This is a genomic window from Agrobacterium sp. SUL3, from assembly GCF_001263295.1.
GTDB classification, from domain to species: domain Bacteria; phylum Pseudomonadota; class Alphaproteobacteria; order Rhizobiales; family Rhizobiaceae; genus Agrobacterium; species Agrobacterium tomkonis.
Genome location: NZ_KQ414503.1, coordinates 43,243 through 57,076 on the forward strand (window position 1 = coordinate 43,243; position 13,834 = coordinate 57,076).

At 59.0% G+C, this 13,834-nt stretch carries 14 protein-coding genes; 9 read left to right on the top strand and 5 right to left on the bottom strand.

Annotated elements, in window-relative coordinates:
* The first annotated feature begins 121 nt into the window (after positions 1-121).
* Together AKG12_RS12965 and AKG12_RS12970 are read left to right on the top strand one after the other, a co-directional pair.
* Positions 122-1,315: an efflux RND transporter periplasmic adaptor subunit gene (locus AKG12_RS12965; protein ID WP_052819117.1), complete on the top strand. Its 1,194-nt coding sequence runs from the start codon at positions 122-124 to the stop codon at positions 1,313-1,315.
* 8 nt (positions 1,316-1,323) lie between these two features.
* Complete coding sequence (locus tag AKG12_RS12970; protein WP_052819118.1) at positions 1,324-3,273, top strand: MacB family efflux pump subunit; 1,950 nt, start codon at positions 1,324-1,326, stop codon at positions 3,271-3,273.
* Between the two features lie 68 nt (positions 3,274-3,341).
* Here the strand turns inward: AKG12_RS12970 and AKG12_RS12975 are convergent, their stop codons facing one another.
* A complete protein-coding gene (locus AKG12_RS12975; RefSeq protein ID WP_052819119.1) occupies positions 3,342-4,226 on the bottom strand; it encodes an NmrA/HSCARG family protein in 885 nt (294 codons plus the stop codon).
* Positions 4,227-4,315: 89 nt separating this feature from the next.
* Between AKG12_RS12975 and AKG12_RS12980 the strand changes: the two genes are divergently transcribed.
* Positions 4,316-4,732: a winged helix-turn-helix transcriptional regulator gene (locus tag AKG12_RS12980; RefSeq protein ID WP_052819120.1), complete on the top strand. Its 417-nt coding sequence runs from the start codon at positions 4,316-4,318 to the stop codon at positions 4,730-4,732.
* Positions 4,733-4,890: 158 nt separating this feature from the next.
* On the opposite strand, the gene AKG12_RS12985 is transcribed toward AKG12_RS12980, so the two are convergent.
* Entirely contained in the window at positions 4,891-5,844 is a 954-nt protein-coding gene (locus tag AKG12_RS12985; RefSeq protein WP_052819121.1) for a LysR substrate-binding domain-containing protein, read from the bottom strand.
* Between the two features lie 119 nt (positions 5,845-5,963).
* Between AKG12_RS12985 and AKG12_RS12990 the strand changes: the two genes are divergently transcribed.
* From AKG12_RS12990 to AKG12_RS13005, 4 genes are all read left to right on the top strand, one after another.
* Entirely contained in the window at positions 5,964-6,710 is a 747-nt protein-coding gene (locus AKG12_RS12990) for an SDR family oxidoreductase (RefSeq protein ID WP_052819122.1), read from the top strand.
* Between the two features lie 2 nt (positions 6,711-6,712).
* Complete coding sequence (locus AKG12_RS12995) at positions 6,713-7,417, top strand: cupin domain-containing protein (protein ID WP_052819294.1); 705 nt, start codon at positions 6,713-6,715, stop codon at positions 7,415-7,417.
* A complete protein-coding gene (locus AKG12_RS13000) occupies positions 7,417-8,508 on the top strand; it encodes a flavin monoamine oxidase family protein (RefSeq protein WP_052819123.1) in 1,092 nt (363 codons plus the stop codon). Before AKG12_RS12995 ends, AKG12_RS13000 begins: the two co-directional genes overlap by 1 nt.
* Before the next feature lie 62 nt (positions 8,509-8,570).
* Entirely contained in the window at positions 8,571-9,065 is a 495-nt protein-coding gene (locus tag AKG12_RS13005; protein ID WP_052819124.1) for a GNAT family N-acetyltransferase, read from the top strand.
* Positions 9,066-9,113: 48 nt separating this feature from the next.
* On the opposite strand, the gene AKG12_RS13010 is transcribed toward AKG12_RS13005, so the two are convergent.
* A complete protein-coding gene (locus tag AKG12_RS13010; RefSeq protein ID WP_350639978.1) occupies positions 9,114-9,626 on the bottom strand; it encodes a TetR/AcrR family transcriptional regulator in 513 nt (170 codons plus the stop codon).
* 99 nt (positions 9,627-9,725) lie between these two features.
* Between AKG12_RS13010 and AKG12_RS13015 the strand changes: the two genes are divergently transcribed.
* Both AKG12_RS13015 and AKG12_RS13020 read left to right on the top strand, forming a co-directional pair.
* On the top strand, positions 9,726-10,493 hold the full coding sequence (locus AKG12_RS13015; protein ID WP_052819125.1) for an SDR family NAD(P)-dependent oxidoreductase: 768 nt from the start codon (positions 9,726-9,728) through the stop codon (positions 10,491-10,493).
* Between the two features lie 19 nt (positions 10,494-10,512).
* Positions 10,513-10,854, top strand: coding sequence for a carboxymuconolactone decarboxylase family protein (locus AKG12_RS13020; protein WP_052819296.1), 342 nt, complete (start codon positions 10,513-10,515; stop codon positions 10,852-10,854).
* Between the two features lie 265 nt (positions 10,855-11,119).
* Here AKG12_RS13020 and AKG12_RS30725 read toward each other — a convergent pair whose 3' ends face one another.
* Positions 11,120-12,724 (bottom strand): SecDF P1 head subdomain-containing protein, encoded by a 1,605-nt coding sequence (locus AKG12_RS30725; RefSeq protein WP_197283322.1) that lies wholly within the window; start codon positions 12,722-12,724, stop codon positions 11,120-11,122.
* A gap of 66 nt (positions 12,725-12,790) precedes the next feature.
* Positions 12,791-13,834: an ABC transporter ATP-binding protein gene (locus AKG12_RS13030; protein WP_052819127.1), complete on the bottom strand. Its 1,044-nt coding sequence runs from the start codon at positions 13,832-13,834 to the stop codon at positions 12,791-12,793.

The following is a 13,834-nucleotide window of genomic DNA, read 5'->3' on the forward strand; positions in this document are numbered from 1 at the left end:
GATCGGTTGATCTTACAGCGTGTGCCAAACGGACCAGGCGCGACGACCGCTCCCCGTAATTTTCAGGTAACTCTCGTGACAGAGAAAGCCCGAAAATTTCAATAGCATGGACCACGACTAAATGACACGACACATTACCCGCAAGCGTCTCATCCTGGCGGCGGCAACCCTTGTCGGTCTGCTGGTCGTCTGGCTCTTGTTTCTGCGTCCGCCGGCGAAGCCTGAACTGGTGACCACGCAGGCGCGAACGGGTGACATTGAAGAGGTCGTGCTGGCGACCGGGGTTCTCGAACCGCTTGAGCTGGTGCGTGTCGGCGCCCAGGCCTCGGGTCGCGTTGAGCGTCTGGCGGTCAAGATCGGTGACGTCGTCGAGGCTGGCCAATTGGTGGCCCAGATCGATTCCCAGACCCGGCGCAACACCTTGCGGGACCGGGAGGCCGCCTTGGCCAATATCCGCGCAGTCCACGCCGCGCGCAGCGCCGGTCTGGTGAAAGCCGAGAAGGATTTCGAGCGCGAGCGTGACCTGCTGGCAGGTGGTTCGACGCCGCGCGCCCAGTATGACGCCGCGGTTGCCACGCGAGACAGCGCGCGGGCTGAGGTTCAGTCGCTGGACGCTCAGGTCGCCCAAGCGCAGGTCGGGCTGGAGTCCGCAGGCATAGAGCTGGACTATACCCGCATCACTGCCCCGATCGCCGGCACAGTGGTAGCGATCGTCACTGACGAAGGTCAAACCGTGAATGCCCTGCAGACCGCGCCGACTATCGTCATGATCGCGCGATTGGACACAATGACGGTGCGCGCGGATATCTCCGAGGCTGACGTTGTGCGTGTACGGCGGGGCCTACCGGTCTGGTTCAGCATTCTTGGCGATCCGAAGCGCCGTTTCGATGGGGAGTTGCGACAGGTGGAACCGGCCCCCGCCTCCATCGCCAACGAGGGCAACGCCGCCGCGAGCGGAATTGGCTCAACCAACGGCGCGGTCTATTACACCGGGCTGATCGACGTCGCGAACGCGGACGGGGTCCTGCGGCCCTCCATGACGGCGCAGGTGTCCATCGTTCTCAGCCGCGTCAGCGGCGCCGTGCTGGTTCCGCTTAGCGCAGTGGAAGGGGCGCCACGGGCCGGCGATACGGCGCGTGTCCGCGTACGCGACACAATGGGCGAGGTCCAGATCCGGCAGGTCCAGGTCGGTATCGACAACGGCGCGGACATCCAGATCCTTAGCGGTCTTCAGGCAGGCGAGACCATCGTCCTGGGAGCATCCACAGATGAACGCACGGATGGCCAGGCTCAACTGACCGCGGCGAAGCGATAGGGCGCGCTATGACGGAACCACTGATCCGCGTACGTGGGGTATCCCGCGCTTTCCCCGCAGGCGACGAGATGGTGCGGGTGCTGAAAGACGTCGACCTCGACATCGAGGCCGGCGAGATGATGGCCATCATCGGTGCTTCTGGCTCCGGCAAGTCGACGCTGATGAACATCCTTGGCTGCCTCGATCGTCCGACGGACGGCAGCTACTGGATCGAAGGACGCGAGACGTCGAAGATGTCCGTGGACGAACTGGCGGCGCTACGCCGTGAGCGGTTTGGTTTCATCTTCCAGCGCTATCATCTGCTTGGCGATCTCAGCGCGGCCAGTAACGTCGAGGTTCCGGCCATCTATGCCGGGCGCAGCCGATCCGACCGGCACAAGCGAGCGATCTCATTGTTGACCCAACTGGGTCTGGCCGAGCGGACGGGCAATATTCCGGGCAAGCTTTCGGGTGGCCAGCAGCAGCGGGTGTCGATCGCCCGCGCCCTGATGAATGGCGGCGAGATAATTCTGGCCGACGAACCCACCGGAGCGCTGGATACGCACAGTGGCGCCGAAGTCATGAAGATCCTGCGCGAGCTCCACGCCGAAGGGCACACCATCATCCTCGTCACTCACGACAAGAAGATCGCCGAACACGCGGATCGGGTCGTAGAGATCAGCGACGGCGTTATCATTTCCGACGAGCGCAATATATCCAAGTCCGCCGCGACGGCCCGTCCCATCCGCGAGCACGCGCCGGGCGCTGGCTGGCGCGGCGCAATCGATCGGATGACCGAAGCCTTTCGTATGGCGGGCACGGCAATTTGGGCGCACAAGATGCGCTCGCTTCTGACCATGCTCGGCATCATCATCGGTATCGCTTCGGTGGCGGCTATTTCGGCGCTGGGAGCCGGCTCGCAGCAACAAATCCTGAGCAGTATCAGTTCGCTCGGCACCAACACGATCGAGGTGCGGGCCGGGAAAGGCTTCGGCGATCTGGAAGCGGGCAAGATACGGACCCTGGTTCCCGCCGATGCCGAAGCGCTGGTGAACCAGCCCTATGTCGACAGCGTGACACCAACCGTCACGACGAGCGTAACTGTCAAGCGCGCCGCCGTGGCCGTCAATGCGTCAGTCACCGGAGTTGGCGCGGACTTCTTTCGTGTACGGGGGCTTGAGCTGGCGCATGGACAACTATTCGACGCCCAGGACGTTACCGTCTACAGCCAGAATGTGGTGATCGATGCAAACGCCGCGCGAGACCTGTTTCCAGACCGGGTTAACCCGGTGGGGCAGGTCATCCTTCTGGGCACAATGCCGGCGAGGGTTGTGGGTGTGACGAAACGGGAAAACTCCTTCGGCCCGGCGGTTGATACATTGACCGTTTATGCGCCTTACACAACCGTCATGGGTCGCATGCTGGGGCGTCCGAACGTCGACGGCATAACGGTCCGTATCAGAGACGATGTCGATCCGGGCAATGTCGAGGCTGCTGTTTCGCGCCTTATCGAGCGTCGGCATGGCGCGAAAGACTTCTCCCTCACCAACTCGGCGACCATTCGCGAGACTATCGAGACCACCACGCAAACCCTGACGCTGCTGATTTCGTCAGTCGCCGTGATCTCGCTGATTGTCGGCGGCATCGGCGTGATGAATATCATGCTGGTATCCGTGACCGAACGCACCAAGGAGATCGGGGTTCGTGTGGCCGTCGGCGCGCGCCGCAGCGACATCCTTTCCCAGTTCCTGATCGAGGCCGTCATGGTCTGCCTTGTCGGCGGCTTCATGGGAGTGATGCTCGCCCTCGGGATCAGCGCTCTTTTCAATTTGCTGAGCCCCGACTTCAAAATGATCTTCTCTTCGGGCTCCATCATGGTGGCCTTCACCTGCTCAACCCTGATCGGAATCGTCTTCGGCTTCCTTCCCGCCCGCAATGCGGCAAAGCTGGACCCGATCGAGGCCCTGGCGCGTGACTGATGACCTGGAAACGTCTGCTCGCTAGCCGTTGCGGTTCGCTTATCATTATTGAGGCTGGCGTAGTGTCACTAGGCCGATGGTTGCAAGGCTGCATCGAGCAGCTTGCGCCCATTGCCAGCGAGCCAGGACCTGAAAGGGAGAAGGTCGGGGTTAATTTCGCGCATGACTTTCAGATCGACGAACTCGGCGAGCGGCCCGTCTACCAGGCTCTTTGCCATATGCGCGAGATCAGCGTTTGCAGCGAGAACATCGTCCGGGAACCGTTCATAGGTTATTGAGCGACCGGCTGCTTCGCTGAAAGCGACCTCAAGTTCACGCCCCGTCAGTCGATCGCTCGCGATCTTAAGCGTTGCACCGCCAAAGCGTGACTTGTCGGCAAATACGGCAGCGACAAACCTGCCGATGTCTTCCACGGCGGTAAGCTGAATGGAATGGTCGGGTCGGATCAGGGACACCAGCCGGCCGTCATCCAGACCGAAGCCAGGTCGCACCAGCATTTCCATGAAAATCATCGGCCGGATGATGGTCGTAGTCATGTCCAGCTGTCGAATATGGGCTTCGATACGAGGCTTGGCGTCGAAACGCGGAACGCCTGTCAGTTCATTCCCCACGCTGGCGCCAGACGAATAAACAAAATGACTGATGCCGGTTTCGGCAGCGATATCAGCAATCGATATACCATGACGGACTTCGTCTTCGGCAGCCAGGTTGGCTGGCAGTACGCTAAAGACACCGTAAGCGTCTTTCATTGCGGTGCGGATTACATTTGTCTCTTCAAATGAACCCTGCACAAGCTCGACACCTGCATTCCTCAACTGCAGGGATTCAGCTTTGGTGGAATCCAGAACGAGCGCGCGAACGGGCCATCCCGCTTTCAACAGGGCTTTGGCGACTGATCCTCCCTGTTTTCCGGTTGCGCCGAAAACCAGAATGGGGTGCTTGCTATTGGTCATTTGAAACCCTCGCGTTAAACAAGGGCCATCCATATATACGAATACCGTTCTGCCGGAAGACGGCACATTTTTCAGCGTCAGGCACAAGGATGAAACCCTTGGATGAACAGACCGATGTCAGTACACAGTACGGGTCAGAAAATGACAGGCAATTCAGGCCCATTCCGTCAAATGGGGTCTGCAGCCTGCTGAGTGACAAGTGGACCGTGCCGGTTCTCTGGCGTCTTTCGCTCGCCGAGGATCATCGGCTCCGCTTTTCAGCCTTGAGAAAAGAGGTCCGTGAAATCACCCAGCGCATGCTGACGCTCACGTTGCGCAATCTCGAGCGTGACGGCTTCGTTACACGTCACTATTTCCCTGAAGTGCCGCCACGTGTTGAGTATGAGCTGACGGATATAGGCCACGGAGCCTTGCACGCCCTTGAGGGGTTCAACTTCTGGATCCACGACAATCTGGACGCCATCAAGGCGCGACGACGCGCTTACGACGACCAGACGGACCGGTAAATCCAAATCCCCGAGCCGAGTTGAGAGACTCAGAGACTACTCCAGATTAGCAACGCTTGGCTAAGACCGCTTTCCGCATTCACGCGAGGTTAGAACCCTTGTGGCGCCCCGAAAGCGGAAATAGCAGTGGGCGCGCGAGGCGGCATGTTTGCGCCCCACTACTCAACGGCCTTATCGCTAGCACTTTGGTGAACGTTTCGGTGGCTTTCGACGCTATCAGACACCAGCCACTCGTGAAATGAAGCCACTTCATATCTCCGCAGGGCTTTGGGAGATGCGGCGACGAAATAGGCCCACTTAACGGGCCATCTAATCTCGGGCAGGAGATGAACGAGGCGGCCGCTCTCCAGTTCCTGCGCCACCAGTGCTTTCCTGACGAGGGCAACACCGCGCGCGGCGATGGCCGCTTGAATGACGGCTGCCGTAGAGTTGATCTTCAGGCCGCTTTCCGCTGGCAACTGGTTCACCCCGGCGCGAGCGAGCCAGTCACGCCATGACGGGAAGTCGCCGCCAGGATGCGGCGTACCGTCATGGATCAGGGTTTGCTCGGAAATCCAGCCAGCCGCCACATGGCAATCCTGCGGAAGCAAAGACCTGTTGCAGACCGCGATGATTTCTTCACCCATCAGGTATGTTGACTTCACGCCCTTCCAGTCTCCGAGGCCGCACCGGATGCCGATGTCGGCTTCGCCCTGAGCAAGGTCAATCACCCTGTCGGAGACGTCGAGCCTGACGTCAATGTTGGGATGACGGGTCGTGAAATCCTGAAGACGTCCAAGCAGCCAGTTCGCGACCAGCGCCTGCGATGCCGTGACGACGATTACCGAACGAGCTTTTCGGCCGCGAAGCTTTCGAAGGCCGGATTCCAGGAGATCAAGGCCTTGCGCGATGTCATCCAGAGCCTCCCTGGCTTCGTCAACCGGGGCCAGACGTTCACTCCCTGACCGTGTTCGGCGAAAAAGCGGATACCCGACCCAGTCCTCAAGCGAACGGACAAGCTGGCCAACAGCGGGCGGGGTCACGTCAAGTTCGGTTGCCGCTCCAACGAAACTCCCGTGTCTGGCCGAAGCTTCAAGAGCCTGCAGTGATTTGAGCCTTGTGAGGTTTCTCATACGACAATGATCTCCTGATAACCAGCGACAAAGATTTTCTTTCTTTTCGGTATCGATCGTTTGCCTCGTCTCTGCAATCGAAAACGTCCATCCGTACTACTCCAGAAAGAGGTGCAGATATGACACTTGAGGGCAAGACAGCACTCGTCACGGGCGGATCGAGCGGGATCGGGCTGGCGACGGCAAAGATGTTACACGACAAGGGCGTGCGGGTCGCGGTCACGGGCAGATCGATGGCGAAGCTCGAGAGTGCAAGACTTGAAATCGGCGAGGATGTCCTGACGATCCAGGCCGATGTATCGTCCCTGGACGATCTGGCGAGAATGAAGGCTACTCTCGAAAAAGAACTCTCCGCGATTGACATCGTGTTCGCGAACGCAGGCGTGGCCTTGGGCACGCCGCTCGCGTCTGCCGACGAGGCAACTTATAACGCGATCATGGACACCAACGTCAAAGGCGTCTTTTTTACCGTGCAGGCGGTTCTCCCTCTTATGCGCGATGGCGGCTCGATCATCCTCAACACCTCCTGGCTCAATCAGGTCGGCACACCCGGTCGCGCCATCCTCTCAGCGTCGAAGGCTGCAGTCCGATCCTTCGCCAGGACGATGTCAGCAGAGCTGATTGATCGAAAGATCAGGGTTAACGCTGTCAGCCCCGGGTCGATAGAAACGCCAATCCATCGTGGGAAAAACCAGACGGAGGAAGAGTTCAGAGCCTATGCGGAGCGGGTTGGCAGCCAGGTGCCGGCCGGACGGATGGGCAAGCCCGAGGAGATCGCCGCAGCTGTCCTCTTCCTCGCCAGCGACGCTTCCGCCTACATGCTGGGTTCGGAAATCGTCATCGACGGAGGAAGATCAGAGCTATGACGATGTTGATCAACGAGGACCTCACCCAGCGTGCCCTTGTCCATTCAGAGCGCCTCGACTGGGTATCTAGCCCCGCCAAGGGCGTCGACCGCCGCATGCTGTTTCGCATCGGTGGAGAGAAGGCCTGCGCGACATCCATCGTCCGTTATGCTGCCGGCAGTCGCTTCGCCCATCACGAACATCCGGGCGGCGAGGAATTTTTGGTTCTTGACGGCGTCTTCCAGGACGAGAGCGGCGACTTTCCGGCGGGAACCTACGTCCGCAATCCTCCAGGCACGGGCCACGCACCAAGCAGCGATGACGGATGCATCATCCTCGTAAAGCTCTGGCAGTTCAGGGAAGCCGACCGGAAAAGGATCGTCAGGCTTCCGGGGGAAGGAACCTCTCTGAACTTGCGCTCCGGAGTGGCTTCGTCGCGATTGCTTTTCGACGGAGATGGCGAACGCGTGACATTTGAGGATTGGCAGCCCGGTAGAATAATCGACGTCGAAAATCCCGACGGCCTCGAACTACTGGTACTATCCGGAGATTTCACAGAGAGCGGCGATATACTTGACCAGTGGACGTGGCTCCGACTGCCGGCTGGCCAGTCGATCCAAACAAAAGTCGGGAGCGATGGAGCTCGCGTCTGGATGAAGGCTGGTAAACTGCTGCACGACGATGTCTGCCAATTCGATACTGCCGTGAACCCAGAGGGAAAATCCTGATGAAGTCCTATGACGTCGCGATCGTCGGTGCAGGCCTCGCCGGTCTCTACGCGGCACGAGGCTTGTACGCGGCCGGGGTCGACTTCGTCGTCATCGAGGCCCGCAACCGCATAGGCGGCCGTATCCTGACCGCGGACGGTTCGGGACTGCCGAACGAAGACGGCTTCGATCTCGGTCCATCCTGGTACTGGCCAGAGATGCAGCCGGCCATGGTGGAACTGGTGTCGGAAGTCGGCCTCAAATCGTTTCCTCAAAACAGCGATGGCGACGTTGTCTTCGAGCGGATGTCACGGGAAAGGCCCCAGAGATATCGGCCTACGATGCAGGAGCAGCAATCGATGCGGATATCGGGCGGGACCGGAGCCGGCATCCGTGCGATCGCCGGTGAACTGCCGCAGGATCGAATTCTGCTCGGTGCTAAGGCGACGGCGATGGAATTGACCGATAACGGTGTTCGGATCGCGATTCAGGGCAAAGAGGCGGCTGAAGAGACCATCGAGGCTCGCCATGTCATTGTGGCTCTGCCGCCGCGACTGCTGGAAGCTTCGGTGTCCTTCACTCCGGCGCAGGAGAACGCGACCTCTAAGCGTTGGCGGGATACGTCGACGTGGATGGCTCCGCACGCCAAGTTTTTTGCGATCTACGATCAGCCTTTCTGGAGGAGCTCGGGTCTCTCCGGGACTGCCCAGAGCATGGTCGGGCCGATGGTGGAAGTCCATGATGCCACGACTGCTTCCGGCAAGGCAGCTTTATTCGGGTTTCTCGGCGTGGCCGCCGAGCTACGTGAAGCAATCGGTGAGGAAGCACTGAAGGCCGCATGCCTCGCACAGCTCGAACGGTTGTTCGGGGCTCCCGCCCGAAACGTGACAGCAGCTCTGCTGAAGGATTGGGCCACGGATCCCTTGACCACAACGAAACACGACCTCGTCGCCTCTGGGCATCCCATCATCCAGGACGAGGTCTGGGTAACCGGAGCGTGGCGTGAACGCCTTATTCTGGCAGGAAGCGAGACAAGCGATTCCGAGCCTGGCTATCTGTCGGGTGCGGTCACGGCTGCCAAGCGTGCCGTCGCCGACTATCTTTCGCGATAGGGAGCGCGGTGGCCCATGCCCGTCTTATCGAACGATCTTCTCGAGCAAATCAGGATTTTTGAATGACCATCGAATACTCTTTTCGTCAGCCAGCCCTCAATGATGCGGAGCGGTGTTTTGAGATCGAGACGTCGGCCTACGAAGGCGACGAGGCCGCGACACTGGAGAAAATCAAAACCCGTATCACTGAGTATCCTCAGGGGTTCCTCATCCTTGAAACGGGCGGAAAGATCGTAGGCTTTATCAACAGCGGCTGCGCATTCGATGTCGTCATGTCCGATGAGGCGTTCAAGGAACTCATTGGACACGATCCGGAGGCTCCAAACGTCGTCATCATGTCGGTCGTTGTCGATCCGGCGGAGCAGGGCAAGGGATATGCGAAACTCATGATGAACCGCTTCATCGAGCAGATGAAGGACATGGGCAAGACGAGCATTCATCTTATTTGCAAGGATCAGCACGTGCCGCTCTACCAAAAGATCGGCTATCGCTATGTCAAACCCTCAGCATCGGATCATGGCGGCATGGCTTGGCATGAGATGATCATGGGCCTTTAGAGCCACATTTCCTTACGGGCACAACCGTTTCCTGGTGGCTATTACCAATCAAGCAACGAAAGCAGAGCTGCCGGCTTCGAACACCGACTGATCGTCCAGGATAGTCGCCGTCAGCATCGCCCCTTCCAGGGCGGAGAGAACCCGGATCGCTGCGGCACGTTCCAAACCGCCTTGCCGCAGATTCTCGATACCACGCTCAAAGAATCTCTTGACCTCGGTTCTGATTTCCTCGGCAAGTTCGTGAGACGTGGCCGCCAAAGCACCACACAGACACATGCGTCCGTCCCGTTGCAAAGCAATCCGGAAAACGCGACGCCAAGCCTCCACGACATCAGTGCCCAGTGCGACTTCTGCGTCGACGGCTTCGATGAAGCGGTCGGTGTAACGGCGCGCGACTGCTGCCGCGAGTTTTTCCTTGGCCGGAAAGTGATAGTGAACAGAGGAAGCCTTCACGCCAACATCCGCAGCAACGTCACGAAAACTGAAACCGTGATAACCGGCTCCGCGAATTCTCTCTTCGGCGGCATCCAGAATTGCGGTTACGGTGTCTGTCATAAACATTCCTCTCTACCTAATGTTAGATAGGCCTTGCGATCCAGAAATTCAATCCCTATGTCTCGATCATCTATCTAACGTTAGATAGACAAATGGAGATTGAACATGCGCTTTGAAGGTAAAGTAGTAGCAATTACGGGCGGAGGCTCAGGCATCGGTAAGGAAGCGGCTGCTCGCTTCATCGCCGAGGGAGCGAAGGTCGCGATCAATGGACGTGATTTGGCAAAGCTGGAGGCTGCAGCAAAGGATATTGATCCAGGCGGTAAAAACGTCGTCGTCGTCGCAGGCGATATTGCCAGGTCAGAAACCGGAGCGACTCTGGTCGATGCGGCGGTAAAGCACTTCGGTGGCCTGGATATTCTCGTGAACAACGCCGGGGTCTTCAACCCCAAGCCATTCATAGAACTGACGGAAGCCGACTACGACTGGTATCTGGACACGATTCTCAAGGGTAAATTCTTCACGGCGCAGGCAGCGGCCAAGATGATGAAGGAGAAGGGGGGCGTGATTGTCCAGACGGGTTCCATGTGGGCGATCCAAGCAATCGGCGCAACGCCATCAGCCGCCTATTCCGCGGCGAACGCAGGGGTCCACGCAATGGTCCGCAACCTCGCAATTGAACTTGCTCCGTACAATATCCGGATCAACGCAGTCGCGCCGGCAGTTGTCGAGACCCCTGTCTATAACACCTTCCTCTCTGACGATCAGGTCAAGGAGGTCCTGCCAACCTTTAACGCCTTCCACCCGCTCGGTCGGAATGGCCAGCCGCGCGATGTTGCCGAAGCGATCCTTTTCCTGGCATCCGAGCAGGCATCGTGGATTACCGGCACGATCCTTCCCGTGGATGGCGGCGTGACCGCCGGCCGCCAGTAAGGAGATCACCATGAACACGATGCAGGATTGGAATGCCTACCGTGAGACGCTGTTGGCGCGGGTAGGAGAATTCGCGAAGCACAGCCCCGATGTGTTGCGTGGGCTCAACATGGTCGAAGGCAGCGGGGCCAAAACAAAACACCTTGAGCCGAAAATACACGAGCTGATCGCCCTCGCTGTTGCGGTTACGACCCGTTGCGACGGCTGCATCTCCGTCCACGCCAAGAAAGCAGTCGAACTCGGAGCAGTGAAGGGTGAAATCGCTGAAGCTCTGGGTGTTGCCATAGCACTCAACGCTGGAGCAGCACTCACCTATTCGGCGCGTGTATTTGACGCTGTCGATGCCCTCCCATCGGACTAAGGCAGACATGCTGGCGGGGCCAAAGCGCCCCGTCAGCGATCTTCCTTCCACGCAGTGTTTTGCAGGGCAGGGCGGATCACAGTGGCCAATCCCTCCCGGAAACTGCCTTTCGCCGAATAGGTTTTGTGGGAGTCGCGCTTATGGAGTCCACCGAGCGCAATTCCGGACGGTCAGCGATTGCGATACGAAAACTTCTGATCTGTCTGTCTGGCATCCGAAAAAAACAGGACGTGCCCGCATACCGGAAGAAATCCTCATCGCAAGGTCACGGCGCCAACCGCACAATGATCGTCGCCTCAGAGGATGACAAGTGCCGCTCAATCACCTTGGCTTGCGATGAATCAAGACCATTGATGGTAACGCTGCCGCCGATAATTGGCTCTCTCACCACCGGCTCGAAAATGACTTCTCCATCAACCAGCAACTGGGTCTTGTGCCCGAGAGCTACGCGCGTGAAATCCTCGAAGGCCTTGGCGCTTTCCGGTGTCAACGCAATTTCCACCGCAGGTCCTGCAGCAGGATCGATCGAAGTTTTCACCTTGGCGACCTTGAGCGAAATCGGTGCAATGTCCCCGCCGCCGTCGGCAGAGGTTTTGCCACCCTCATTCTGGTCGGGAGAGGAAGCGGTATCGGCTTCGGTCTTCGGGCGGTACTGGTCCAGATTGATTGACGCCTTCGTATTGTTTTCGGGTAACGGCTCAACCCGTTGGCCAGACAGGGTCTCGGCAGTCCAGGCACGCGGCGTGGGCAAGACCGGTGGCTGATCCTCTCGCCAGATATGCACGGCCACGGTAACCTTCATGCCGCCAACATTTGCGACCGTGTTTTCCAGCACTTCGATTGTCGAGCCGTCGTGTGTTGAATTCACATAGGTCACAGTCCGCGATTTGCCGGCGCTTCTGGCCTGCGCCAGTTGCGCATCGGTCAGTTGTTTGGCCCGGTCTGCGAAGCTCGCGATCATGCCATCGATCGAAGATTGCTGGGATTGCAGCAGGGCAGCCGGATCGTAGGTGACCTTCGCGCTGAAGGTGGCTGTTTGCCGGGCCTTGTCGGCGGCTTCGAGTTTCCAGACGGTACTTGTCGGAACGAGCATCCCCTTCAGCTCTTCGCTTCCCGCAACCGTCCATTCCTTCCCGATATCGGTCGTGAAAGCTTCGGAGGATTGCCCAAGCGCAAGGATCATGCTTTCCGGCGCAAGCACGTCGATAACGACTAGGGGATTACCTTTAACCGCCTGGAGCATGCGGGAAGCCGTGTTATCAGACGAGGACGTGGACAGAAGCATTTCCATATTGGCTATGATCTGATCGGCGCCGACAAGCGCCGTCGGGGCACCGCTCGGATCCGCGTCGAATTCCAGCTCCTCGACGCCATAAGCGGCGAGCGAATTGCGAAACATGGCGTTCATCGCATAGGAATCCGCAGCGCCCGTTGCGTCCGGGGGAATGTCCGCCGAAAGCCTCCATTTCATCCGCATCCCCTCGTCGTTCTGCGACAGGACCGTTGCCGATTGACGGAAATCGCCCCGCATGACGGCGGACGATGCTTCCGGCCTGTCGAACCAAAGCGACATGTCGGTCTCGGTCGTCTTTTGAACGCGATAATGACGCTCAGTCCCAACCGCAGGTTCGTAAGGTGGAACGGTCACGCTCTCCGCCGCCTGGGCCGGGCTGACTGCCATCGTTGCCTGGAATATCAGCCCGGCAGCGAGAAAGAGGGGAGGGACCACGCCGATATTACGGCGTGTTACGTTCGTGCGAATTTGCATGCCCCTCCGATTACGGCTTTCCAACACCTGACACGTGGATTTCATACTGTCTATCCCAGGTTCAGCGCCACACGGCTCCCATAAACAGTGATTTTTAATCATTGAATCCGGCCCTGCGTTGCGATTCCGCGATCATTGCACTCAGGCGGTGTCGTGGCGATCGGTCTGCTAGTTGAGGCGTTGACTGGTCCTGGCATCGAACAGGTGGATCGACGCCAGATCCGGCTGAACCTGAATGGTCGCGCCCGGCTGCGCCTGCACACGTTCGCGGAAAACACCGATGACCTGGTGGTGGCCGATCATCATCGTCACCTGCGTTTCCGACCCCATAGGCTCTACCAGCAAAACCGTTGCGGTGAGGCCATGGTTGACCAGTTCGAAATGTTCCGGGCGGATGCCGTAGATCGCTTCGCCTGTGGCAGGGCCGGGCGGGAGGGGCAGGACGACGCCGTCAGCCTCGAAACCATCGGCGGTAAGTTGTCCCTTGATGAAATTCATCGCCGGGGACCCGATGAAGCCGGCGACGAAGGGATTGGCGGGCCGGTCATAAAGCTCAAGCGGCGCCCCGCATTGCTCGACCCGTCCGGCATTCATCACCACGATCTTGTCGGCCATGGTCATGGCTTCCACCTGATCATGCGTGACATAAACGGTCGTGCCCCCCAGACGCTGGTGCAAGCCCTTGATTTCACCGCGCATCACCACGCGCAGTTTGGCATCGAGATTGCTGAGCGGTTCGTCGAACAGAAAAACCTGAGGATTGCGGACGATTGCGCGGCCCATGGCGACACGCTGCCGTTGCCCGCCGGAAAGCTGGCGGGGGAACCGTTCGAGCAATGGTGTCAGCCCCAATATTTCCGCTGCCCAGTTCACCCGCTCAGTGATCTCGGCCTTGCTGCCGCCGCGATGCTCGAGCGAAAATGCCATGTTCCTGGCCACGCTCATGTGCGGATAAAGCGCGTAGTTCTGGAAGACCATGGCGATGTCGCGGTCTTTCGGTTCGATTTCGTTGACGACACGGCTGCTGATCGAGATATCGCCGCTGGTCACGGTTTCAAGGCCTGCGATCATCCGCAGCAGGGTGGATTTGCCGCAGCCCGAAGGGCCGACGAGCACAACGAATTCGCCATCGGCAATATCGATATCGACACCATGGATGGTGGCGAGTGCGCCATAGCTTTTCTTGACGGATCTAAGGGTAACGGGTGCCAT

Coding starts and splice junctions, on each gene's coding strand:
- AKG12_RS12965 (WP_052819117.1), top strand. CDS start 122: ATGACACGACACATTACCCGCAAGCGTCTCATCCTGGCGGCGGCAACC.
- AKG12_RS12970 (WP_052819118.1), top strand. CDS start 1,324: ATGACGGAACCACTGATCCGCGTACGTGGGGTATCCCGCGCTTTCCCC.
- AKG12_RS12975 (WP_052819119.1), bottom strand. CDS start 4,226: ATGACCAATAGCAAGCACCCCATTCTGGTTTTCGGCGCAACCGGAAAA.
- AKG12_RS12980 (WP_052819120.1), top strand. CDS start 4,316: ATGAAACCCTTGGATGAACAGACCGATGTCAGTACACAGTACGGGTCA.
- AKG12_RS12985 (WP_052819121.1), bottom strand. CDS start 5,844: ATGAGAAACCTCACAAGGCTCAAATCACTGCAGGCTCTTGAAGCTTCG.
- AKG12_RS12990 (WP_052819122.1), top strand. CDS start 5,964: ATGACACTTGAGGGCAAGACAGCACTCGTCACGGGCGGATCGAGCGGG.
- AKG12_RS12995 (WP_052819294.1), top strand. CDS start 6,713: ATGTTGATCAACGAGGACCTCACCCAGCGTGCCCTTGTCCATTCAGAG.
- AKG12_RS13000 (WP_052819123.1), top strand. CDS start 7,417: ATGAAGTCCTATGACGTCGCGATCGTCGGTGCAGGCCTCGCCGGTCTC.
- AKG12_RS13005 (WP_052819124.1), top strand. CDS start 8,571: ATGACCATCGAATACTCTTTTCGTCAGCCAGCCCTCAATGATGCGGAG.
- AKG12_RS13010 (WP_350639978.1), bottom strand. CDS start 9,626: ATGTTTATGACAGACACCGTAACCGCAATTCTGGATGCCGCCGAAGAG.
- AKG12_RS13015 (WP_052819125.1), top strand. CDS start 9,726: ATGCGCTTTGAAGGTAAAGTAGTAGCAATTACGGGCGGAGGCTCAGGC.
- AKG12_RS13020 (WP_052819296.1), top strand. CDS start 10,513: ATGCAGGATTGGAATGCCTACCGTGAGACGCTGTTGGCGCGGGTAGGA.
- AKG12_RS30725 (WP_197283322.1), bottom strand. CDS start 12,724: ATGATTAAAAATCACTGTTTATGGGAGCCGTGTGGCGCTGAACCTGGG.
- AKG12_RS13030 (WP_052819127.1), bottom strand. CDS start 13,834: ATGGCACCCGTTACCCTTAGATCCGTCAAGAAAAGCTATGGCGCACTC.